The sequence below is a fragment of the Amycolatopsis sp. NPDC047767 genome (genome assembly GCF_040704195.1).
Lineage (GTDB): Bacteria > Actinomycetota > Actinomycetes > Mycobacteriales > Pseudonocardiaceae > Amycolatopsis.
Window position 1 is genome coordinate 335,081 of sequence record NZ_JBEYSJ010000004.1, and the last position, 22,132, is coordinate 357,212.

Annotated in this window: 20 protein-coding genes; 10 read left to right on the forward strand and 10 right to left on the reverse strand. The window is 72.0% G+C overall.

Annotated features, from left to right (window positions below; translation table 11 throughout):
• The first annotated feature begins 4 nt into the window (after positions 1 to 4).
• Positions 5 to 2,908 (forward strand): MFS transporter, encoded by a 2,904-nt coding sequence (locus AB0878_RS10420; RefSeq protein WP_366578497.1) that lies wholly within the window; start codon positions 5 to 7, stop codon positions 2,906 to 2,908.
• Positions 2,909 to 2,968: 60 nt separating this feature from the next.
• Here AB0878_RS10420 and AB0878_RS10425 read toward each other — a convergent pair whose 3' ends face one another.
• A complete protein-coding gene (locus AB0878_RS10425) occupies positions 2,969 to 3,811 on the reverse strand; it encodes an SDR family oxidoreductase (protein ID WP_366578498.1) in 843 nt (280 codons plus the stop codon).
• Between the two features lie 79 nt (positions 3,812 to 3,890).
• On the opposite strand from AB0878_RS10425, the gene AB0878_RS10430 reads away from it, so the two are divergent.
• Together AB0878_RS10430 and cynS are read left to right on the forward strand one after the other, a co-directional pair.
• A complete protein-coding gene (locus AB0878_RS10430) occupies positions 3,891 to 4,808 on the forward strand; it encodes a LysR substrate-binding domain-containing protein (protein ID WP_366578500.1) in 918 nt (305 codons plus the stop codon).
• A gap of 91 nt (positions 4,809 to 4,899) precedes the next feature.
• Positions 4,900 to 5,346: a cyanase gene (gene cynS / locus AB0878_RS10435; protein ID WP_366578502.1), complete on the forward strand. Its 447-nt coding sequence runs from the start codon at positions 4,900 to 4,902 to the stop codon at positions 5,344 to 5,346.
• A 54-nt stretch (positions 5,347 to 5,400) separates the two neighbouring features.
• On the opposite strand, the gene AB0878_RS10440 is transcribed toward cynS, so the two are convergent.
• Both AB0878_RS10440 and AB0878_RS10445 read right to left on the reverse strand, forming a co-directional pair.
• Positions 5,401 to 5,763: a VOC family protein gene (locus tag AB0878_RS10440; RefSeq protein ID WP_366578504.1), complete on the reverse strand. Its 363-nt coding sequence runs from the start codon at positions 5,761 to 5,763 to the stop codon at positions 5,401 to 5,403.
• Positions 5,764 to 5,827: 64 nt separating this feature from the next.
• Positions 5,828 to 6,394: a dihydrofolate reductase family protein gene (locus tag AB0878_RS10445; protein WP_366578506.1), complete on the reverse strand. Its 567-nt coding sequence runs from the start codon at positions 6,392 to 6,394 to the stop codon at positions 5,828 to 5,830.
• A 133-nt stretch (positions 6,395 to 6,527) separates the two neighbouring features.
• Between AB0878_RS10445 and AB0878_RS10450 the strand changes: the two genes are divergently transcribed.
• The 3 genes from AB0878_RS10450 to AB0878_RS10460 all read left to right on the forward strand — a co-directional run bounded on the left by AB0878_RS10450 (position 6,528) and on the right by AB0878_RS10460 (position 10,636).
• A complete protein-coding gene (locus tag AB0878_RS10450; RefSeq protein WP_366578507.1) occupies positions 6,528 to 7,541 on the forward strand; it encodes a sigma-70 family RNA polymerase sigma factor in 1,014 nt (337 codons plus the stop codon).
• Positions 7,542 to 7,954: 413 nt separating this feature from the next.
• Entirely contained in the window at positions 7,955 to 8,962 is a 1,008-nt protein-coding gene (locus AB0878_RS10455) for an NADPH:quinone reductase (RefSeq protein ID WP_366578509.1), read from the forward strand.
• Between the two features lie 18 nt (positions 8,963 to 8,980).
• Positions 8,981 to 10,636: an MDR family MFS transporter gene (locus tag AB0878_RS10460; RefSeq protein WP_366578510.1), complete on the forward strand. Its 1,656-nt coding sequence runs from the start codon at positions 8,981 to 8,983 to the stop codon at positions 10,634 to 10,636.
• Between the two features lie 3 nt (positions 10,637 to 10,639).
• Here AB0878_RS10460 and AB0878_RS10465 read toward each other — a convergent pair whose 3' ends face one another.
• Positions 10,640 to 11,884, reverse strand: coding sequence for a cytochrome P450 (locus AB0878_RS10465; protein ID WP_366578512.1), 1,245 nt, complete (start codon positions 11,882 to 11,884; stop codon positions 10,640 to 10,642).
• A gap of 191 nt (positions 11,885 to 12,075) precedes the next feature.
• Complete coding sequence (locus tag AB0878_RS10470) at positions 12,076 to 13,251, reverse strand: hypothetical protein (RefSeq protein WP_366578513.1); 1,176 nt, start codon at positions 13,249 to 13,251, stop codon at positions 12,076 to 12,078.
• Positions 13,252 to 13,480: 229 nt separating this feature from the next.
• Between AB0878_RS10470 and AB0878_RS10475 the strand changes: the two genes are divergently transcribed.
• Positions 13,481 to 13,627, forward strand: coding sequence for a hypothetical protein (locus AB0878_RS10475; protein ID WP_366578515.1), 147 nt, complete (start codon positions 13,481 to 13,483; stop codon positions 13,625 to 13,627).
• 253 nt (positions 13,628 to 13,880) lie between these two features.
• Here the strand turns inward: AB0878_RS10475 and AB0878_RS10480 are convergent, their stop codons facing one another.
• From AB0878_RS10480 to AB0878_RS10495, 4 genes are all read right to left on the reverse strand, one after another.
• On the reverse strand, positions 13,881 to 14,348 hold the full coding sequence (locus AB0878_RS10480) for a hypothetical protein (protein ID WP_366578517.1): 468 nt from the start codon (positions 14,346 to 14,348) through the stop codon (positions 13,881 to 13,883).
• Positions 14,345 to 14,872: a SigE family RNA polymerase sigma factor gene (locus tag AB0878_RS10485; protein ID WP_366578518.1), complete on the reverse strand. Its 528-nt coding sequence runs from the start codon at positions 14,870 to 14,872 to the stop codon at positions 14,345 to 14,347. Before AB0878_RS10485 ends, AB0878_RS10480 begins: the two co-directional genes overlap by 4 nt.
• A 180-nt stretch (positions 14,873 to 15,052) precedes the next feature.
• Positions 15,053 to 16,906: a ricin-type beta-trefoil lectin domain protein gene (locus tag AB0878_RS10490; RefSeq protein ID WP_366578519.1), complete on the reverse strand. Its 1,854-nt coding sequence runs from the start codon at positions 16,904 to 16,906 to the stop codon at positions 15,053 to 15,055.
• Positions 16,907 to 17,526: 620 nt separating this feature from the next.
• Positions 17,527 to 17,991, reverse strand: a complete 465-nt coding sequence (locus AB0878_RS10495) for a MarR family transcriptional regulator (RefSeq protein WP_366578521.1) — start codon at positions 17,989 to 17,991, stop codon at positions 17,527 to 17,529.
• 194 nt (positions 17,992 to 18,185) lie between these two features.
• Between AB0878_RS10495 and AB0878_RS10500 the strand changes: the two genes are divergently transcribed.
• Positions 18,186 to 19,568 (forward strand): FAD-dependent oxidoreductase, encoded by a 1,383-nt coding sequence (locus AB0878_RS10500; protein ID WP_366578523.1) that lies wholly within the window; start codon positions 18,186 to 18,188, stop codon positions 19,566 to 19,568.
• A gap of 94 nt (positions 19,569 to 19,662) precedes the next feature.
• The gene (locus tag AB0878_RS10505; RefSeq protein WP_366578525.1) at positions 19,663 to 20,385 is read left to right on the forward strand and encodes a Crp/Fnr family transcriptional regulator; all 723 of its coding nucleotides are present in this window, start codon (positions 19,663 to 19,665) and stop codon (positions 20,383 to 20,385) included.
• 2 nt (positions 20,386 to 20,387) lie between these two features.
• Here the strand turns inward: AB0878_RS10505 and AB0878_RS10510 are convergent, their stop codons facing one another.
• Positions 20,388 to 20,957, reverse strand: a complete 570-nt coding sequence (locus AB0878_RS10510) for a flavin reductase family protein (protein ID WP_366578527.1) — start codon at positions 20,955 to 20,957, stop codon at positions 20,388 to 20,390.
• Between the two features lie 133 nt (positions 20,958 to 21,090).
• Here AB0878_RS10510 and AB0878_RS10515 point away from each other — a divergent pair, with 133 nt between their 5' ends.
• Positions 21,091 to 22,119, forward strand: a complete 1,029-nt coding sequence (locus AB0878_RS10515) for an ABC transporter substrate-binding protein (protein WP_366578529.1) — start codon at positions 21,091 to 21,093, stop codon at positions 22,117 to 22,119.
• Positions 22,120 to 22,132: the final 13 nt, after the last annotated feature.

A 22,132-nucleotide genomic window follows, 5' to 3' on the forward strand; every position in this document is an offset into this window, starting at 1 on the left:
CGTGATGAACGTCCCGGAGATCCGCACGGAAGCCGGACGGGTGCGGGGTCGCGCGGAGGACGGGCTGGCCGTGTTCCGCGGCATCCCGTTCGCGCGGCCACCGGTGGGGGAGCTGCGGTTCGCCGCGCCGCAACCGGTGCCGGCGTGGGACGGTGTACGCGAGGCGCTCGTGTTCGGGCCGCCGCCACCGCAGTCGCTGCTGCTCGGCCCGCCGTCGAACGCGGGGGACGGCGACGACTGGCTGACGCTCAACGTCTGGTCGCCGCGGCCCGAAGCAGGCGCCGCGGTGCCGGTGATGGTGTGGATCCACGGCGGCGCGTTCCAGTTCGGGCACGCGGCCGATCCGGCGTACGACGGCGCGCGGCTCGCTCGCGAAGCGGGTGTTGTCTTGGTGACGTTCAACTACCGCGTCGGTGTCGAGGGGTTCGGGCACCTGCGGGGCGCGCCGGACAACCGGGGCCTGCTCGACCAGGTCGCCGCGCTGGAGTGGGTGCGGGCGAACATCGCCGCGTTCGGCGGTGACCCGGCGCGCGTCACGGTGTTCGGCCAGTCTGCGGGCGGCGCCTCCGCCGCGGCGTTGCTCGCGATGCCCGGTGCCGCCGGGTTGTTCCGCCGGGCCATCGTCCAAAGTGGATCGGGGACGTTCTTCACCCCGGCGCCGGCCGCCGACGTCATGACCGAGATCGCCGCCCGCGCGGGACACGAGCCGACCGTCGCGGACCTGCGTGGGATCGCGGCGGCCGAACTCGTCGCCGCCGCCGACTCGGTGAGCGGCGACATGCGGCCGTACGCCGGACGCTGGGGCGCCGCCGCGCACATCGCGGTCCCGTTCTCGCCGGTCGTCGACGGCGAGGTGCTGCCCCGGACGCCGTTCGAGGCGCTGGCCGCCGGCGCGGGCCGCGAGGTCGAGCTGGTCACCGGCCACGCCCGGGACGAGAGCCGCCTGTCCCTCGTGCTGGAAGGCCGCCTCGGCACCGTCACCGGCGAGGAGGCCGAGGCCGCACTGCGGGCTCTCGCGCCGGACCCGGACCGCTACCGCCGCGCCTACCCCGACGCGAGCGCCGAGCGCCGGTACGAGCTCGTCACCTCCGACTGGCTGTTCCGCATGCCGAGCCACCGCCTGGCCGAGGCGCAGGTGGCCGGCGGTGGCCGCGCCCACGCGTACGAGCTGGTCTGGGCGGCGCCCGGCCTGGACGGCGTGCTCGGCGCCTGCCACAGCCTCGACGTGCCGCTGGTGCTGGGCAACCGCCGGGGGAGCCTGTCCGCACTGCTGCTCGGCGCCGAACCGCCCGCCGACACCGACGTGGTCGCCCGGCACTTCGTCACCGCCTGGGCCGCCTTCGCCCACACCGGCGACCCGGGCTGGCCGGCCTACGACACCCGGCGGCGCGCGGTCGCGGTCTTCGACACCGAGCTCACGATCACGGCGTACCCGCAGGAAGCGTCCCGCGTGCTGTGGGCCGAGCACGCGTTCGCGCCGTTGCCGTTGACTTGCCCGGTGATCGGCTCGCCTGCGATTCTCGCGCCCCGAGGGGGAGACCGTGGCATGACCGGCAAATGGGGCGGGCTCACGGCTTTGCTCGCGGGGTTCTTCGTGATCCTGCTCGACACGACCATCGTGGCGGTGGCGAGCCCGGCGATCCAGGCCGAGCTGAAGCCCGACGTCGCGGGGTTGTTCTGGGTGACGGCCGGCTACCTGCTCGCGTTTTCGGTGCCGCTGCTGGTGTTCGGGCGGCTCGGTGACCGCTTCGACCCCAAGCGGGTGTACCTCGCCGGGCTGGCGGGCTTCGGGGCCGCGTCGGCGTTGTGCTCGCTGTCGCCTTCGGTCGGCTGGCTGATCGGTTTCCGGGTCCTGCAAGGCCTGACCGCGGCCGCGATGGCGCCGCAGCCGCTCACGCTGATCCGGCGGCTCTTCGCCGAAGACGAACGCGGCCGCGCTCTCGGTGTGTGGGGTTCGGTCGCGGCCGCGGGCACCCTGCTCGGGCCGGTCGCGGGTGGACTGCTGACCGCGACGCTGGACTGGCGCTGGATCTTCTGGGTCAACGTGCCGCTCTGCGCGCTCGCGCTGCTGCTCGGCCTGCGCCTGATTCCCGGCAGCCCGGGGCGCGCCACGCGGTTCGACGTCCCGGGCGCGGTGGCGAGCACGGCGGGGCTGAGCCTTCTCGTGTGGGCGCTGCTGTCGTGGAACTCGCGGTCGCTGCTCGCAGTGGTCCTGTCCGCCGTGCTGCTCGTGTTCTTCTTCCGCCGGGAAGGCGGCGAAGGCCGGGAGGCCCTCGCGCCACTGGAGCTCTACCGCTCACCCGGCTACTCCTCGGCCAGCCTGGCGATGGCGGCGCTGGGCGCGACGGTGCTCGCCATGGCACTGCCGACCATGCTCTACGTGCAGGACGTGCGCGGATTCGGTCCCGTCGAAGGCGCGGCGGTCCTGGCGCCGGACGCCGTCGTGGCGATGGTGCTGTCCCCGCGGACCGGTCGTTGGGTCGACCGGATCGGACCGCGGCGCCCGGCGGTGGCGGGGATGGTCCTGTTGACAGTGAGCCTGCTGATCGTGGGCGTGGTGGTCGTGCTGCACCTGAACCCGTGGTGGGTCGCGGCGGGCGCCGCGGTGCTGGGCGCGGCCAACGCCCTGGCCTGGGCGCCACTGTCGGTCACCGCGATGGCGTCGGTCGCTCCGTCGATGGCGGGCGCGGCTTCAGGGCTGTTCAACACGGTGCGCCAGGTGGGCGCGGTCGCGGGCGTCGCGGCGACGGGGGCGACACTCGCCGGCCTGGACTCCCGGCCCACCCTGGCGTTCGGTGTGGTGTTCGGCCTGATCACGCTCACGGCGGCCGCCGGCACCTTCGCGGCCGCGCGGCTGCCGAAGACCCTGGCCGAGGCCGAGGCGGCGACCGGAGAGCGGCTTCCGTGAGCACGGTCGACATCCGGTGGCGAGTCCGCTCACCAGGAGAGCGGACTCGCCCGAACCGGCTCAGTGGTGCGCGGGCACGGCGTCGGCCGTGGCGGCGTTGGTGCGCTGGGAGGTGACGTCGGCCAGGCGCTGCCGCAGCGCGGTGGTCATGAGCTGCCAGGCGTCCGAGCCCAGCACGAGGCGGCGCGGCGGGTTCGCCGAAACCGCCGCGCGCACGACGGCGGCGATCGTCTTCTCCGGACTGTCCGTCATCTCCGACACGGGGATCGGCTCCTGGTCGGCCGGCCCGCCGCGGTACGGGGCGCTGACCGGCACGCGGTCGGCCGCGTCGAAGAAGCCCGTGCGGACCATGCCCGGCTCGATCAGCGTGGTGTCGATGCCGAACGGCGCGACCTCCTCGGCCAGCGCCTCGAAGAAGCCTTCGATGCCCCATTTCGTGGTGTGGTAGAGCGAGAACGCGGGGAACGCGAGGTGCCCGCCCATGCTCGACAGCTGCAGCAGCCGCCCGCCGCCCTGGGCGCGCAGGTGGGGCACGACCGCGCGGGCGAGCTGGATCGAGCCGGTGAGGTTGGTGGCGATCATGCGGTCGATCTGCGCGTCGGTGAGGTCCTCGGCGGTGGCGAACACGCCGTAGCCCGCGTTCGACACGACCACGTCGATGCGCCCGAGCGCGGCGAACGCCTCGTCGACGACGGCGCGCAACCGCGTGGTGTCCGTGACGTCCAGCGCGCGCACCCACAGGCGGTCGCCGTAGCGGGCGGCCAGGTCGTCGAGCCGGCCGGGCCGGCGCAGGGTGGCCGCGACGCGGTCGCCGCGCGCCAGCGCCTGCTCCACGAGCTCACGGCCCATCCCGCGCGACGCTCCGGTCACGAACCAGGTCTTGCTGTTCGGTGTGGTGTCCATACTGGGAAGAACCCGTTGTGCGGGGCGAAAAATCCATGCGAAGGATGAGAGTTCCGGGTTGCAGCGATACGGTACTCGCATGAGTGAGCTGACCGTGGCGGGGTTGCGGGTCGTCCGGGAGATCGCGTCGAGCGGATCGTTCACCGCGGCCGCGCGGCTGCTGGGGTACTCGCAGCCGGCGATCTCGCGCCAGGTGGCCGCGATGGAGGCGGCGGCCGGGCAGGCGCTGTTCGTCCGCGAGGGCCGCGGGGTGCGGGTCAGCGCGGCCGGCGCCGTCGTGGTCGCGCACGCGGGCCGGATCCTGGCCGGGCTGCAGGCGCTGGAGCAGGACCTGGCGGGCCTGGACGACCGGCTCGCGGGCCGCGTCCGGCTCGGCGCGTACCCGTCGGCGACGGCCGTGCTGGTGCCCCGCGCCGTCGCGCGGCTGCGCACCGAGCACCCGGGCCTGGAGGTGGCGCTGACCGAGGCGGCGACCCCCACGCTGCTGCGGTTCCTGCGCGCCCGGCGGCTGGACGTGGCCGTGATCGGCGTCGGCGCCGGGCTGCCGGACTACGACCTGGCCGGGCTCGATCAGGAGGTCGTGTCCGCCGGTGGCCTGTGCGTCGCGGTCCCGTCGGGGCATCGGCTGGCCGGTGCCGACGTCGTGCCCGTGGCCGAGCTGGCGGGCGAAACCTGGATCGCCGGCCCGGGCGGCGGTGACGACCCGCAGTTCCGCGCCTGGCCGACGCTCACCGAGCCGGTGATCGGCCACGCCGTGCGCGGGTGGCCGGCGCGGCTCGGCCTGGTCGCCGCCGGGCTGGGCGTGTGCCTGATGCCCGAGGTCGCCGCCCTGTCCGTCCCGGCCGGGGTCGTCACCGTCGGCGTCGAAGACCCGAGCTGGCCGGGCCGCCGGACCGTCGCGGTGTTCCCGCCGGTGCGCGGCGCGGAAGCCGGGGGTGTGGTCGCGGCCTTGCGCCAGGCCGGCGACGATCTCCGGGCCGGCCGGGAGGCGTCGTGATACACCGGTCCTATGGACTCATAGGAAAAGACAGTGAGCCCGGACGGGGAATGGATGGATCGCGCGTGATCGGGCCCTTACGCTCGACCGCATGACTACCAAGAAGCAGGCGGCCGACGCGGTGCTGGAGGCCAAGGTCCGGCTCGGGCTCACGTGGGCGAAAATCGCCGATTCCCTGGACGCTCCCTTGGCGTGGACGACGTCGGCGCTGCTCGGGCAGCACCCGGTCCCCGCGGAGAAGGCGGCGAAGGCCGTCGCGATCCTCGAGCTGGGCGACGACGTCGCGCAGGCGCTGCAGCTCCAGCCGACGCGCGGCGCGCTCGAGGAGGCCGTGCCTACCGACCCGACGATCTACCGCTTCTACGAGGTCCTGCAGGTGTACGGGCCCACCATCAAGGAACTGATCCACGAGCAGTTCGGCGACGGCATCATGAGCGCCATCAACTTCAAGATCGACGTCGGCCGCCGCGAAGACCCGGGCGGCGAGCGCGTGGTCGTGACGCTCGACGGGAAGTTCCTGAAGTACCAGTGGGGCTGAGCACCACCGGATCGCCTCGCCCCGGTGCGGGCGAGGCGATCCGGCGCCGAGGAGCTACGAAGCCGACCACACGGCCAGGACGTTGCCTTCCGGGTCCCGGAAGTGGAACCGCCGCCCGCCCGGGAAGTCGTAGGCCGGCTCGACGATCGTGCCTCCCGCGGTGAGGACGGACGTTTCGCTCGCACCCAGGTCGGCCGAGTACAGGATGCACAGCGGCCCGCCCTGGGCGACCTCGTCGTCGACGCGGAAGCCGCCGACCTCCGGGTACGCCTCGGCCGGATCGGCGCGGATGCCGGCGTACCCGGGGCCGTAGGCGTTGAAGCCCCAGCCGAACGCGTCGCGGTAGAACGCCGTCGCGCGGTCGAGGTCGGTCACGGCGAACTCCGTGTAGTCCAGGCGGTGGTGGGTCGAAGCCATGACGATCCTCTCGGCCGGCTCGGGTGGCGTCGGCCATTCTGTCCGCCGCCACCGACAAAAACCGTCACGCCGGGCGGTAGGTGAGGAGAACGAGGCTTTCCCCGACCGTCCTCGTGTCCACCAGCCGCATCGGTTTCGCCGCGCTCGTCTCGCCGAAGAGCCGTTCGCCCGCGCCGACCACGACCGGGTAGGTCATCAGGCGCAGTTCGTCGACGAGGTCGTGCTCGGCCAGCGTGCGCGCCAGCCGGCCGCTGCCGTAGACGACGAGGTCGCCGCCCACCTCCTGCTTCAGTTTCGGGATTTCCTCGACCGGCACGACCGTCGAGCGGGTCCACTCCGGACCGTCGAGGTCGGACGAGGAAACGACGTACTTCGGCAGCGCGCGCAACCGGTCCGCCCAGGCGCCGTCGCGCGACCCCCAGCCCCGCGCGACGAACCACTCGTGGGTGCGCCGCCCCATCAGCAGGGCCGCGGCACTCAGCGCCTCTTCGAACTCGACCTTCGCCCACGCCTCCCGGTCGCCGTCCCCGACGCACGTGAACCAGCTGCCGCGGCCGAGGCCGTCCTCGCCGGTCGGGTCCTGGACGACTCCGTCGAGCGAGACGTTCTCGCTGATGACGATCTTTCCCATGGCCGTTCTCCTCTTGTCGTCGGCTGTCGGGGATACCGACGCCGCGGAATCCGGAAAGGGGGCGCACCGCCCCCTTCGCACCCCGCCCGGCGTCGAGACAGGATGGGGAATGCCGACCGGAGAGAGGTAGCCGATGGAACGGGCGAGGACCGACCTGATCAGCCGGGCGCGGGGCGGCGACGGTGAGGCCTTCCGGGCGCTGACCGAACCGCACCGGCGCGAGCTGCAGGTGCACTGCTACCGGATGCTCGGGTCGCTCCAGGACGCCGAGGACGCGCTGCAGGACACGCTGCTGTCCGCCTGGCGGGGCCTGGGCGGGTTCGACGGCCGCGCCTCGATCCGCACGTGGCTCTACCGGATCGCCACCAACCGGTGCCTCAGCGTCCTGCGCGCGGCGAAACGGCGCCCGGCCAAGGAGTGGGACATCCCCGGCGTCGAGCCGCCGGAACCCACGCGGCTCGGCGAGGTCGCGTGGCTCGAACCCTACCCCGACGCCCTCCTCGAAGGCGCGATCGCCGTGCCGCTGGGCCCGGAGGCCCGCTACGAGCAGACCGAGTCGATCTCGCTGGCGTTCGTGACCGCCCTGCAGACGCTGCCGCCGCGGCAGCTGGCCGTCCTGGTCCTGCGCGACGTCCTCGGGTTCCCCGCCGCCGACGTCGCCGGCATGCTGGACACCACCGTGGAATCGGTCAAGAGCGCCCTCAAGCGGGCGCGCGCCGGTCTGCCGCGCCGGCGGCCGGCCGTCACCGAACCCGCTCCCGCCGCCGGTTCGCCCGCGGAGGACGCGCTCGTGGCGAGGTTCGTCAGCGCGTACGAAGCCGCCGACATCGACGCACTGGTGACGCTGCTGACCGACGACGCCTTCATGTCGATGCCGCCGCTGCCCTTCGAGTACGAGGGCCGCGACGTCGTGGCGGGCTTCTGCGCGAGCCTGTTCGGCGCCGGCCGCCGCTTCGACCTCGTGCCGACGCGCGCCAACGGCCAGCCCGCGTTCGGCGCCTACCTGCGCACCCCAGGCGGCGCCCGCCACGGCACCGGCCTCTACGTCCTCACCCTGACGGGTGACCGGATCTGCGCGATGAGCCGGTTCGAGAACAGCGTGTTCCCGGCGTTCGGGCTCCCGCGCTCGCTCCCGGCGCGGTCCTGACCTCGACCACTACGCCGACGACCTGGCCTAGGTCACCGCGCACCTGGGCCTGCCCGACGCGATCCACATCGGACACTCGGCGCGCACGGCCTCGTCGCCCGGCGCGGGTCCGTTCTACGGGTTCAACCGCCCAGGCGTCCGAGGCGCTCAGTACGAGGACGCCGCCCTGCTGTCGGTCAAGCTGCTGAAGGACGGCACGCTCAAGATCTACCCGGGTTTCCCGCACGGCATGCCGGCCACCGAGGCCGCGACGATCAACGCCGACCTGCTCGAGTTCATCCGCTCCTGATGCCGCCGCGCACCGCCTGATGGCGCGGCCCGGACCGGCGACCGTCGGTGACCCAGTCATCTGACGGGCGCTGGCCCGGGCCCGCTCCGCCGACGATGGTCCCCACCACGACTGCGGAGGCACGATGAGCTCGACGGACAGACCGGGCGCGGTGATGCGCGCGGCGTACTACGAAAAACAAGGCCCGGCCCGGGAAGTCCTGCGGGTCGGCGAGGTACCCGTTCCCGAGCCGGGGCCGGACGAGGTCCGGGTCCGGGTGGTCGTCTCCGGCATCCACGTCGGCGACGTCGGGAAGCGCCGCGGCTACTGGGGCTCGACGATGGCCTACCCGCGGGTGATCCCGCACGGCGACGGCGCCGGGGTCGTCGACGCGGTCGGCGCGGGCGTCGACCCGGCCCGCATCGGCGAGCGCGTGTGGGTCTACCTCGCCCAGTCCTACCGCCCGTTCGGCACCGCGGCCGAGTACACCGTCGTGCCCGCCCGGCACGCCGTCGAGTTGCCGGACGCGGTCGACCTCGACCAGGGCGCCCTGCTCGGCATCCCGGGCATCACCGGCCACCGCGCCGTGTTCGCGGGCGGCCCGGTGGCGGGCCTGACCGTGCTCGTCACCGCGCCGCTGGGCGGAGTGGGGCGCGCGGCAGTGGCCGTGGCGCGCCGCGGCGGCGCCACCGTGCTCGCGACCGTGCGGCACGCCGATCAGGTCGACGCCGCGCTTCAGGCCGGCGCCCACCACGTTGTCAACGTGCGTGAGGGCGCTGCTGCCGAGCGGATCCGGGCCCTCGCCCCCGAGGGCGTCGACCGCATCGCCGAAACGGACCTCGCCGGCAACGCGGCGCTGGACGTCGAGGTCCTCAAGTACCGCGGCTCGATCGCGACCTACGCGACGAGCAACGCCGACGCGCCGTTGCCCTACTGGCCCGCCGCGTTCAAGAACATCACCGTGCAGTTCCTGAGCAACGACGACTTCCCGGAGTCCGCCAACGAATCCGCCGCGGCCGACCTGACCGCGGCCGTCGCCGCGGGCGACCTGCGCTACCCGATCGCCGGGCGGTTCCCGCTCGACCAGGTCGCCGACGCCCAGGACGCCACCGAGCAGGCCGGCGCGGCCGGACGGATCCTGCTCGACATCTGAGACCCGAACGGAGATCCCATGGATCACCCAGTCCACCCGGCCGCCGCGGCCGGTGCCGCGACCGGCGGGCACCTTTCCCAGCGCCAGATCCTCACCGTGCTGTCCGGGCTGATGCTCGGCGTGCTGCTCGCGGCGCTCGACCAAACCATCGTGTCGTCGGCGATGAAGACGATCGCGGACGAGCTGCACGGGCAGAGCCTGCAGGCGTGGGCGACGACGGCGTACCTGATCACGGCGACGCTCTCGACGCCGCTCTACGGCAAGCTGTCGGACCTGTTCGGCCGCAAACCCATGTACCTCACGTCGATCTCCGTCTTCCTGGCGGGCTCGCTCGCGAGCGGAACGGCGACGTCGATGTACGAGCTGGCTGCGTTCCGCGCGGTGCAGGGCCTCGGTGCCGGTGGACTGATGTCGCTGGGCCTGGCGATCATCACGGACGTCACCTCGCCGCGCGAGCGCAGCAAGTACCAGGGCTACTTCACAGCGGTCTTCGGCATCTCGAGCGTGGCCGGTCCGGTGGTCGGCGGGTTCTTCGCCGGGGCCGGCACGGTCGCGGGGATCACGGGCTGGCGCTGGGTGTTCCTGGTCAACGTCCCCATCGGGCTGATCGCGCTGTTCGTGGTCAACAAGGTGCTGAACCTCCCGACGACGAAGGTCCACCAGCGCATCGACTTCCTCGGCGCCGGCGCGCTCGTCCTCGGCATCGTGCCCCTGCTGCTCGTGGCCGAGCAGGGCCGGGACTGGGGCTGGGGTTCACCCGCGTCGATCGCGATGTTCGTGGTCGGCGCGATCGGGGTGGCGCTGTTCGTGCTGCAGGAACGCCGGATGGGGGACGCGGCCCTGCTGCCGTTGCGGCTCTTCGGCTGTTCGGAGTTCCGCGTGGCCACGATCGTCACGGTGATCGTGGGCATCGGGATGTTCGGCGCGATGTTGTCGTTGCCGCTGTACCTGCAGATCGTGAAGGGCGCAACGCCGACGGCGGCCGGCCTGCAGATGCTCACGCTCACGGCGGGCATGATGATCTCCAGCACCGTGTGCGGGCTGGTCACCACGAAAACGGGGCGCTACAAGGTGTTCGCGGTCGTGGGGCTCGGGCTGCTGACCGCGTCGATGTTCGGGCTCGCGACGATCGGCGTGGACACCCCGGTCACCGTCGTCATGGGCATCGCGTTCGTGATCGGGCTGGGGCTCGGGGCCTCGATGCAGACGCTCACCCTGGCCGCGACCAACGACGTGCTGCCCGGCGACATCGGCGTGGCGACCTCGGCCTCGACCTTCTTCCGCCAGATCGGCGGCACGGTGGGTGCCGCGGTGTTCCTGTCGATCCTGTTCAGCACCGTCGGCGGAAGCATCGCCTCGGCGCTGCGGGCGGCCGCGGCTTCGCCGGCCTACGTCGCGGCGCTGGCCCGGCACCCGGAGTTCGCGCAGCAGATGAGCGGCGGTGTCGACGTGAACGACACGTCGTTCCTCAAGACCCTCGACCCGGTGCTGGCCCACCCGATCCTGGAGGGCTTCGCCGGGTCCATGCGCCTGGTGTTCCTCATCGGCGGGATCGTGGCCGCGGTGGCGTTCGGTGTGGTGTGGCTGCTCGAGGAAAAGCCCCTGTCGGACAAGTCCGCGATGGAACGGCGGACCTCGGAGGCGGAAGGGGCCGCCGCCGAGCCCGCCGTGTGACGGTCAGGCGGCGGTCCACTCGACGAGCATGTTCACCGGGCCGCGGAACGAGATGTTGCGCGGGTAGTGCACTTCCTGTCCCGGCACGAGCCGCAGGTCCGGGAACCGCCGGGAGAGCTGCCGCAGCACGATTCCCGTCTCGACGCGGGCGAGGGCGTGGCCCAGGCAGTAGTGGATGCCCCGGCCGAAGGAGATCTGGACCTTCGCGTTCGGCCGGTGGATCTCGAACTCCTCCGGATCGCCGAACACGGCCGGGTCGTGGTTGGCCGCGCCGAGACCCAGCATCAGGCGCGCGCCCTCCGGCACGACGGTGTCGCCGATCGTCACCTCGCGGGTGGTGATGCGCCGCCAGGCGATCACCGACGAGTCGTAGCGCAGGGTCTCCTGCACGGCCCCGGCGATGGTTTCGGGGTCCCGGCGGATCTCCTGCCACAGCTGGGGGCGGGAGAGCAGGTGGCGCAGCGCGTTGCCGATCAGGTTGGTCGTGGTCTCGTGCCCGGCGAAGCTCAGGGCGAACACGATGCTCGCGACCTCGCGGTCGTCGAGCGCGTCGGGGTTGGTTTCGCGCTGGCGCAGCAGATCGCTGGTGAGGTCGTCGCCGAGGTCGTGCTTGCGCGTCTCGACGTAGCGCTCGCAGTAGTCCCAGAACCGGGTGATGTTGGTCGTGGCCCGCAGCTGGTACTCGGCGTCGGGCCGGCCCCAGTTGATCTCCAGTTTCTCGCCGCACCACGCCTTCAGCCGGTCGACGTCTTCGTCCGGGAAGCCGAGGAGGCGGAAGAGAGTCAACGCGGGCAAGGGAAACGTGAGCGCCTCGACGATGTCCACGCGGCCCCGGCCGGCGAACACGTCGACGAGCTCGGTCGTGAACTGCTCGATCCGCGGCTCCAGCTGCGCGATCCGGCGCGGCGAGAACAGCGGCGCCAGCAGGCGCCGGACGCGGGAATGGCCCGGGGGGTCGAAGTTCGAGAGCACCGGGGTGTTGCGCAGTCCGTTGTGGAGGATCGCGCTCGCTTCCTCGGTGAGGCCCGACAGCGGGGCCTGCGCGTTGGCCGCGGAGAACGTCGCCGGGTCGCTCAGGATCGCCGCGATGTCGGCGTAGCGCGTGACGAGCCAGTGGTCCAGCGACGGGACGTAGTGCACCGGCGCCTGGTAGCGCAGGAGGTTGAGCTCGGGGTAGGGGCTGCTCAGGTAGCGTTCGGCGAGCGGGTCGAAGTCGTGGGCGACGGGACAGCCGGACGTGCTCGTCATGGGATCGGGTTCCCTCCATGGTGGGCGGTCCCCGAGGGCGTGGGTTCGCCGTCCGGGTCGCTCGGCGCCGTGGGCGGCTGGAGTCGTGCGAGGTGAAACGAGGTTAGGCCGCGCGAGCCATGCCCAGCCAATGCCTAAATCGCCGCTTGCCATGCCCCGTGGCACATAGCGGCCGACGCCGTTTCTCCGGCTCAGATCGCGTAGTGCCAACCGGTGAGGGCGTAGGCGCTGAACCAGCAGCCGACGAGGACGACACCGGCGGTCGCCGCGACGGCGGTGCTCCGCCGTCGTGCGGACAGTCCTTGGGCGAGGGGCAGCAGCAGGACGAAACCGGGGAGCAGGAACCGCGCTTTCGCGAACGGGATGCCCGCGGTACCGGCCACGAGCACCACCATGCCCGCGCCGAAGAGGATCAGCGGCCACCAGCTCGGGCGCTCGCGCAGCCTGAGCAGGAGCAGGACGGCCGCGATGATCGCGAGGAACACCACGAAGACGTTCCCGACCTCCATCACCGACCGGCCTTGCACGAGCTGCTGGCCGACGAAGCCGAACGTCTCCGCGCCGGCGTCGAAGCGCGTGTTCCAGCCGTGCCACTCGAGGTCGAACCAGCCGAACAGGCTGCCCGTCTGGTTCGCCACCCACAGCCAGTAACCGACCAGCCCCACCGGCGCGGCGGCCGCGGCCACGAGCGGCGCCGGCCGCGGCGCCCGCGCGAAAGCCACCACCCCGGCGAAGACGACCACCGCCACCAGCACCACGGCCGTCGGCCGCGTCAACCCGGCGGCGACACAGCACAGCGAGGCCGGCGCCCACCGCTTCTCGACGAGCCCGACGAGCGCCCACGCCACGAACGCCGTGAACAGGGCCTCGGTGTAGACCATCGACAGCGTGATCGACAGCGGCGCGCCCGCCCACAACGCGACGAGCAGCAGCCCGGTGCGCTCATTCCCGGCCCTCTTGCCCAGGCGATAGACACCCAGCGCAGCCACGACTCCCGCGAGGGCGCTGATCAGCAGCCCGGCGGTCGTGCTGTCGAGCCCGGTGCCGGTCGCCAGCGCGTGCATGAGGAACGGGTACAACGGGAAGAACGCCAGCGGCGTGTGCGGCGCGAAGTTCCCGGCCGCGTCGACGAGCCCGTGGGTGATCCCGCCGTAGCCGCCGTCCGCGATCGCCAGGTACCACTGCCCGTCCCACGCGGTGAGCCGGTCGAGCAACGGCTGCCCGGTACTCGACGCGAACAACGCCAGCACCACCACCCCGACCACCCGCACCCCCAGATACAGGGCGGCGGCCCACAGGTAACCGATCCGCGCGGACGCTCCGGTAGGCGCCGGGGCCGCGGTGGGCGTGGACAACAACGTGGTCATGGCGGGCTTCCGTTCAGGGGCAGCGCGCGGTCGGCGCTGTGTGGTGGGGACGGGGTGCTGGTCGGCGAGCTGCTGGGGCCGGTGGGCGCGCGGGGGGTTCGGGGCGCCGTTGGCGCGCGGTTGCTCCGGGGCCCTAGGCGGGTGCTGTTCGGTTGGTTCGGCGAGACTGGGGGAGCGGCCGGGGTCGGCGGGCGGGCGCGAGGTCTCGGTCGACTTCGATGTGCCTGGGTTGGACGTGGTCGGTTTCGGCAGCGCCGGGCCAAGGCGTTCGGCGGGCGGCGCGTTGCGGGTTGCGGTGGAAGACCAGCCGGCGGCGATCGAGGAGGTCCGGATTGCGCTGGGCTCGGCGTCGGGTGCGGTGTCGAGCGGCGGTTGAGTGGAGCCGGTCGAGGGTGGCGGGTTCTGTTCGGTTGGTTCGGCGGGGACGGGGTGCTGGTCGGCGAGCTGCTGGGGTCGGCGGGCGCGCAGGGGGTTTGGGGCGCGGGTGGCGCGCGGTTGCTCCGGGGCGCTGGGTCGGTGCTGTTCGGTTTGGCTCGGCGGGACTGGGTGCTGGTCGGCGAATTGCCGGGGCTGGCGGGCGCGCGGGCGCCCCGGGGCGCTGGGCGGGTGCTGTGAGGTTGGTTCGGCGGTCACGGCGTGCTGGTGGGAGGCAGGCGGTGACTGGTCGTCGGGATGCCGGGGCTTGCGGGTGCGTGGGAGGTGGCCGTGATGGGGGTGGTGGCCGGTGGGGGTGGGGTGTGGGTGGTGTCCGTGGCGGTGGGGGTCGTGGTGGAGGTGGCGGGGGGTGGTGGCGCGGCGGGGCCGAGGTGCTCGGGGGGCTGGGCGCGCAGGAGCAGGGGGACGAGCACGAGGGTCGCGGTGGCCAGTGCGCTGCCGGAGATGGCCAGGCTGCGGCGGATGGCGCGGTGGCGGCGGCCGCGGCGCAGTGCCGAGGAGAGGATGGCGTCGAGGTCGGGACCCGCCGAGCCGTCGGCACCAACGGAACCGCCCGAACCGCCCGAACCGCCCGAACCGCCGGAGCCGCCGGAGCCGCCCGAACCGCCGGAACCGTCAGGACCGGCCAGGTGAATGAGGGCGCGTGCCTGGTCTTCGTTCATCGCTCGCTCTCCTCGGGCAACGGGTCGCGGAAGCCCAGGGGGCCGAGCGCGCGTTTGAGCGCGGCGAGGCCGCGGGCGGTCTGGCTCTTGACGGTGCCCTCGCTGCACCCGAGGGCGGTGGCCGTCTCGCCGACGCTGAGGTCGTTCCAGAAGCGCAGCACGAGCACGGCCCGCTGGCGCGGCGGCACCTGCGCCAGCGCGGCGCGCACGGCGAGCCGGTCGGCGTGGTCGGTTTCGGGCAGGGCGGTGGTGTCCGGCGGGGCGGGCGAGGTCAGTTCCAGCTGGCGCCACTTGCGCCGGTTCTCCCGCACGAACGTGCGCACGAGCACGGTGCGCGCGTAGGCGTCGAGGCCGCCCTGGCGCACCAGGCGCGGCCAGATCACGTAGAGCTTGACCAGAGTGGTCTGCACCAGGTCGTCGGCGCGGTGCCATTCGCCGCTCAGGACATACGCGGTGGTCCGCAGCGCCGAGGCACGACTGTGCACGAAGGCGGTGTAATCCGCCTCCCAGTCCCGGTGACCCACTCGCTGCTCCTCGCTCGGACCGCCGTTCAGCGGCCCTCACTCCACAAAGGCCATGGACCCGCCCCACGGTTGCACGGGACCGAGGTGACGCACGTCACCCCGGTGAACACGGCAGAACGCCCGTGACCGGACAAGCCCGGTCACGGGCGCAGCAGACGGGAAAGCGTCCGGTGTGGACCGTTACGCCGGGACCGACCAGCGCTGGTTGGGGCCGCCGGAGCAGGTCCAGATCTGCAGCTTGGTGCCGTTGGCCGTCGAGCCGTCCTTCACGTCCAGGCACTTGCCGCTGCCCGCGTTGACCAGCGAGCCGTTCGCGCCGGTCGACCACTTCTGGTTGGGCGCGCCGAAGCAGTCCCAGAGCTGGACCGCGGTGCCGTCGGCTGTGCCGTTGCCGGTGACGTCGAGGCACTTGCCGAGGCCGCGGACGGTGCCGTCACTCGAAAGCGTCCACTGCTGGTTCGGTCCCGACGTGCAGTCCCACAGCTGCGGCTGGGTGCCGTTGACGGTCGAGCCGCCCGTGACGTCGAGGCACTTGCCGCCGAGGCCGGAGATCGGGCCGGTGCGGCCGGTCGGCGGGGGAGTGGTCGTGCCGCCGCCGCTGCCGGGCCAGGTGAACGTGGCCATCGAGCCGCCGGGCAGCTGGTAGCCGAACGACTGGCCGCCGAAGGAGACCTGGAAGTTCTGCGTGCCACCGGTGTTGAGCGCGACGAGCACGATCGTGCCGTCCGGGTTGCGGAACGCGACGTTCTCGACACCGCCCTCGCCGTAGGCGGTCGAGTCGATCCGCACGGCGCCGGGCTGCACGAACTTGCTCAGGTGCCCCAGCACGTAGTACTCGGCGTTGTAGGTGACGTTGCCGCCACTGACGGTCGCGACGCCGTTGCAGTTGCCGCAGCTGCCGATGACCGGGCCGTGGTTGTTGTCCAGCGCCATGTTCCACAGCGCGACGGTGCGCGCGTAGTTGCGGGTGGCGCCGATCGTGAGGTTCATGCCCTGCCACCGCAACGTGTCGGCGAAGGTGTTCGCGACGTTGTCCGAGTCGTGGCCGGAACACTCGGTGAAGAAGATGTCCTTGTGCTGGTCGTTGAACACCCTCGACTGGGCCGACGGGTCACCGCCGTAGCAGTGCCACGCCGAGCCGGCCACGTTGCTGCCGGCCTGGTTGTTCACCTGCTCGGCGAAGTCCGTGACATCCCAATTGTGGTCGTAGCCCAGGATCTTCGCCGGCAGGCCCGCCGCGCGCAGCTTCGGCGCGAGGGTGTTGATGATGTTCGCCTGCTGCGCGGGCTCCATGTACATGCTGGGGTAGCCGGGCGCGGAGAACCGCGGCTCGTTCTGCACGCTCAGGTAGTCGATCGGCACCCCCGCGGCCCCGTAGGCCTGCGCGAACTTCACCAGGTAGTCGGCGAAAACCCCGTTCTGGTCGCTGCGCAGCGAGCCGCCGATGAGGTTGTTGTTGTCCTTCATCCACGCCGGCCCGCTCCACGGCGTGACCATGACCGACAGCTTCGGGTTCAGGCTCTTGGCCTGCTTGACCAGCGGGAGGATGTAGGAGTTGTCGTGTGCCACGGAAAACCGCGAGAGACTCGGGTCCGCCGCGCCGTCGTCGTAGGTGTAGAAGCTGCGCGAGAAGTCCGACGCGCCGATGGGCTGGCGCAGGAAGCTCAGCCCGATCCCGCCGGAGGTGGTGAACAGCGCGTTCATGATCTCGTCCCGCCGCGGCGAGTTGCTGATGTTCCACGCGGCCGAGTCGGTGAACGACGCGCCGAAGCCCACCATCGACTGGTAGGTGGTGGTGGGGTTCACCGTGATCACCGGCCCGCTGCCGCCGGAGCCGAACGACACGTTTCCCTGCTGCTTCAACAGGTTCGAGCGATCGGCAGTGGTGAGCCACACGTTCGCGGTGGTGGCCGCGTGCGCGGCCGGCGCGGGCGCGGCGAGACAGGCTCCGGCGCTCGCGGTGGCGACGACGGCCGCGGCCGTGATCCGCCAGCGCGTGCGAGCTGATCTCGGATGGGTTGCTGTGCCTGACATTCCGCTCCTCGGTGGGATCAGGAGCACGCTCGCGGGGAGCGGCTCGTCTCCTGCCACAGTGGCGGCTGTCCTGCAGTTTTCAGGTCGCCAATGGTAAATTTCCATTACGAACGGTGTCAAGGTGCCGTCCGACGGTTCCTCGCGCGGTGCTGTGGCGCCGCCAGATCCACCGCCACGGCCGCGCGATTGTGCCTGGAACCGGTCGGGGAAACCACGCCTGATCGGGTCAGTTTCTGTCGCCGTCGGATCATCTGTAGACGCCGGTGGAGGCCGGTGCGAATACTGATGAATTTGTTGTACAGTCACGACTATTGACGACCGTCCCGTGTGCGCCCGAGCCTGTCGCAAACGTGGCGAACGAACAGGAGCGACCGTGGCCCCACACCCGCACGAAGACCCGCGTGCGCCGATCGAGACGGCCCGGGGCAGCCGGAGAGCACGGCCCGCGAGCCGTGACTCTCGCTGACCGGCCCGGCCCGAAGCCCGAGGGACCGACGGCGTGGGCGGCGGGAAGTGCGGGTGATCGAGCCGATCGGCTACCGCCGCCTCCGCACCGGACACCCCCCGGCACGGGACTGGGCCCCGGAAAGGAGAGCCATGCCCGAAACGGCGCGACCGGGTCAGTCCGCGGCGACAGTGCGCCGCTGGTGCTCCGCGACGTCCATGAACACGCGCTTGAACTCGGCGTAGGACTCGCGGCCCACGCGGCGGGCATGGCGGTCCTGCATGCCCGCCATGATGCGGTCGGCAGTGCGCATCTGGTCGAGGCCGCGTTCGGTCGGGCAGACGAGCTTGGCCCGGCGGTCGCCGGGGTCGGGCCGGCGGTACACGTAGCCCAGCGCCTCCAGCTCGTCCACCAGCAGGCCGATGGCCTGTTTGGCCTGGCCGGAGAGCCGCGCGAGCTCGGTCGCGCGCAGACCACCCGGATCGAGGTAGGCCAGTACCACCCCGTGCCGGGGGTGCAGGTCGTCGAAACCCTGGGCGACGAGCTTCGCGAAGAGTTCGCGTTGAACGGCGAACAGGAGCCTCGCTGACAGCACCCCGAGGTCCGGATTCGTCGCGTTCCGCTCCGCCCGGGTAACCACTCACCGCCTCCTTCGGCCGCGCGGCCGCCGAACGCCGCCGCGGGATGGCCGATCATAAACGTTCGACCTGGACCGGCTCCGGGCGGCGCGCCGCTGGACGGTCGCCCGGAGCCGGTCCGGGTTGATCCGATCTCGGCGAAAATTGATCTTTTCATGCGTAGTCGGGCCTCTTGCGGAGGCGAATGCTGGACCGTATGGACGACATGCACTTCGACCTGGTGGTCATCGGGTTCGGCAAGGGCGGCAAGACGCTGGCCGCGGCTTTGGGGAAGCTCGGCAAGCGCGTCGCGATGATCGAGCAGTCCGCCCAGATGTACGGCGGCACGTGCATCAACATCGGCTGCGTGCCCACCAAGTCGCTCGTCCACCACGCCGAGCACCCCGGCACCGGCACCCCGCCCGAGCGCCACCGCAAGGCGGTCGAGGACACGCGCGCGCTCACCGCCGCCATGCGCGGCAAGAACTTCGCCATGCTCGACACGATCGACACCGTCACCGTGATCACCGGCAAGGCGACGTTTCTCGACCCCAAGACCGTGCGGGTCGCGGCCGGGGACGACGTGCTGCGCATCACGGCGGACACGATCGTGATCAACACCGGGGCCGTGCCGACGGTCCCGGCCATCCCCGGCCTGCGCGAGAGCACCCGCCTGCTGACCAGCACCGACCTGATCGACCTCGACCACCTGCCGAAGCGCCTGGCCATCCTCGGCGGCGGCTACGTCGGCGTGGAGTTCGCCTCGACCTACGCCCAGTTCGGCAGCGCCGTCACGGTGCTCGACGCCGCGCCGCGGATCATGCCCCGCGAGGACGAGGACATCGCCGCGGCAGCCACCGGCATCCTGCGCGGAGCCGGTGTCGAGTTCGTCTCCGGCGCCCACGTGACCGGCGTCCGCGACATCGACAACGGCGTGGAGATCACCTACGAGATCGACGGCGAGACGCACACGCTCGCGGCCGACGAGGTGCTGGCCGCGACCGGCCGCACGCCCGCCACCGAGGGACTGGGGCTGGGCCGCGCCGGCGTGCGCATCACCGGCACCGGTGCCGTCGAGGTCGACGAGCACCTGCGCACCAGCCAGCCGCACATCTTCGCGATCGGCGACGTCAACGGCGGCCCGCAGTTCACCTACATCTCGCTCGACGACTACCGCATCGTGGCCGACCAGCTCCTCGGCACCGGCAACCGGTCCACAACGGACCGGAAGTTCATCCCGTACACGGTGTTCATGAGCCCGGCGCTCTCGCGCGTGGGCCTCACCGAGCGCGAGGCCGTGGCGCGCGGGCTGTCGGTGAAGGTCGTGGAGAAGGCCATCGCCGACATCGCCGCCATGCCGCGGTCCAAGATCGTCGGCGAAACGCGCGGGTTGATGAAGTTCGTCGTCGACCGCGAAACCGACCTGATCGTGGGTGCGACGCTGCTGAGCGTCGACTCGCAGGAGCTGATCAACCTCGTCACGCTCGCCATGCGCCACGACGTGACCGCGAGCGAGCTGCGCGACGCCGTCTACACGCACCCCTCGTCGTCGGAGGCGTTCAACGAGGTCCTCGGCACGCCGCCGGTCCGGACGCACTGAGCCGCACGTCGTCGGTGGTCCCTGGCGAGCTCGACTGCTGTTCGCGGGGACGCGGAACGCGTGAATCGCCGGTGCCGGTGCTTACACTGCTCGGATGAACCCGGCCGGCGCCCTTCCGCCCGCGGAGCGCTTCCGCTCCGCGGCGGGTGGCGCGGTCGTGAGCCCGTTCTTCGCGGGGATGCCGGCCGACCTGGTGGCCGGCCTGCTCGAAAGCGGGACGGCGCGCCACTACCCGCGTGGTGAGGTCATCTTCCAGACCGGGGAGCCGGCGCCCTTCGGTTACCTCGTCGTGGCCGGGAAGGTCGCGATGGGACGGACGACCCCCACGGGCCGCGAACGGCTGATGACGTTGTTCCTGCCCGGTGACCCGTTCGGCATCACCAGCGTGTTCGAGGGCAACGCGCGGGTATCCGACGCCGTGGCGATCAGCGACGCCGACGTGATCGCCCTGCCGGCGGCCCGGCTGCGCGAGTGGGTGCTGAGCGACCCACGGATCGGGGCGGCCGTGGTGCGGTTCCTTTCGGCGCAGGTGCGGCGGATCAACGAGACCGTGGGCTCGCTGCTCAACCCCGACATCAGCGGCCGCGTCGCGGCCGGGATCGTCGAGCTGGCCGACCGCATCGGGGTGCGCGGCCCCGACGGCATCCGCGTGCGGCACGACCTCACGCAGGAGCAGTGGGCGCACTACGTCGGCGCCTCGCGCGAGAGCGTGAACAAGGCGCTGAAGGACATGGCGCGCCTGGGTGTGGTGACGCTGGAGTCGCGTGAGCTCGTGGTGCACGACGAGGAACGGTTGCGGCGCAAGGCCGGCCGCTGACCTCACGCGCCGGATTCCCCGAAACCCGAGTAGCTGCGGCGGAAATACACCAACGGCGACGCGTCCGTGTGTTCCCCGTCCATGATGAGCCCGACGACGATGGCGTGGTCCCCGCCGTCGACCACCTGGTAGAGCTCGCACTCCAGGAACGCCACCACGGAGTCCTCCAGCACGGGCGAGCCGTGCCGGCCGCGATGCCAGCCAGTGGTGGCGAACTTGTCCTCCGCCCGGCTCGCGAAGTGCGCGGAAAGCTCGGAACCGTTGCTGTCGAGCACGTTCACGCCGAAACGCCCGCGGTCGCGGATCGCCTGCAGCGTCCGCGAAGCCTTGCCGAGGCACACCAGCAGCAGCGGCGGTTCGCACGACAGGCTGCACACCGTGCCCGACGTCATACCGATCGGTGAGCCGTCTTCGGCGGTCGTGGTGATGACGCTGACCGACGTCGGGAGCGAGGCGGCCAGGCTGCGGAACCGGCTGGCGTCCACGCCGTAGCCGGCGAGGTGGACGGGGGCGGACATCGACCGGGCCGAACCCAGCGCCGCGCCCGGCGAGGGCGGAGTCGAAGAAGTCATGGTTCCATGTCGCCGCCGCGGGACCACCCGCGGCAACCGGATGTGGAAACTTGCACAAGGGCGTTGTCCACGTCACACCCGCGGTCTTCCATGCCTTTCACAGCAGCGCGGTACTGCGGAAGGCGGAATCGGCATGGCGGACAACACCGGCAACTCTGGCAAGGCGCGGACACGGGCCCGGAAACGGATCGCGGCGGCGCTCGCCGGCGTCGCGACCCTGGCGGTCACCTCGGCGTGCTCCACCACGGACACCACGGCCGCACCCGGCTCGGGTTCGGGCTCCGGTCCGGCGCCGGGTGGCGCGGCGGTCGTGGTGGACGCTCCGGCGACCACGTCGTCGTCGGCGGTCTACCTCGGCGCCCGCAACGGCGGGTTCGCCAAGGCCGGCGTCACGGTGCAGGCGCACAACCACACGAGCTCCGACTCGCCGCTGGTGGGCCTGCTCGGCAACGCGTACCCGATCGTCTGGGACAACGCGGCCGACTACCTGCTCGCCGTGCAGAAGAAGCTCGCCGTCGCGGTCGTGGGGCTCAGCGACCTCGGCCGGCCGGGCCAGCTCGACGTGCTCGCCAAGGCCGACTCGCCGATCCGGTCGTTGCGGGACCTGCCCGGCCACAGCGTCGCCATCCCCGGCACGACTTCGAGCTGCGCCCTCACCATTCCCGCGCAGCTGCGGGCGGCGGGGCTGGACCCGAAGTCGGTGAAACTCGTGCCGGTCGCGCTGCCGGACGAGGGCAGCGCGTTGCAGCGCGGGATCGTCGACGCCGTCTGCGCGCCGGAGCCGTTCCTCTCGACGATCCGCAAGACGGTGCGCACGCGAAGCGTCTCCGACCAGTTCACCGGCCCGCTCACCGACACGCTCGTCGGCGTCTACGTGACCACCACGAGCTACGCCGAGCAGCACCCGGATGTGATCGCGGCCTTCCGCAAGGCCCTGGCGGCCGAGAACACCGCGCTCAACGCCGATCCCGACGCGTTGCGCAAGGCCGTGCCGACGTTCACGCGCGTCGACGCGTCGCTGGCCGCCGGCATGAAGCTGCCCGGGTTCGCCACGAACGTGACCGACACGGCGCCGCTGCAGAAGCTGGCGGAGCTCATGCAGCAGGCCGGGATGCTCACCAGCACGGCGCTGCCCGCCGGCGTGATGGCCGCGGACCGCTGACGCCGGAAAGGAC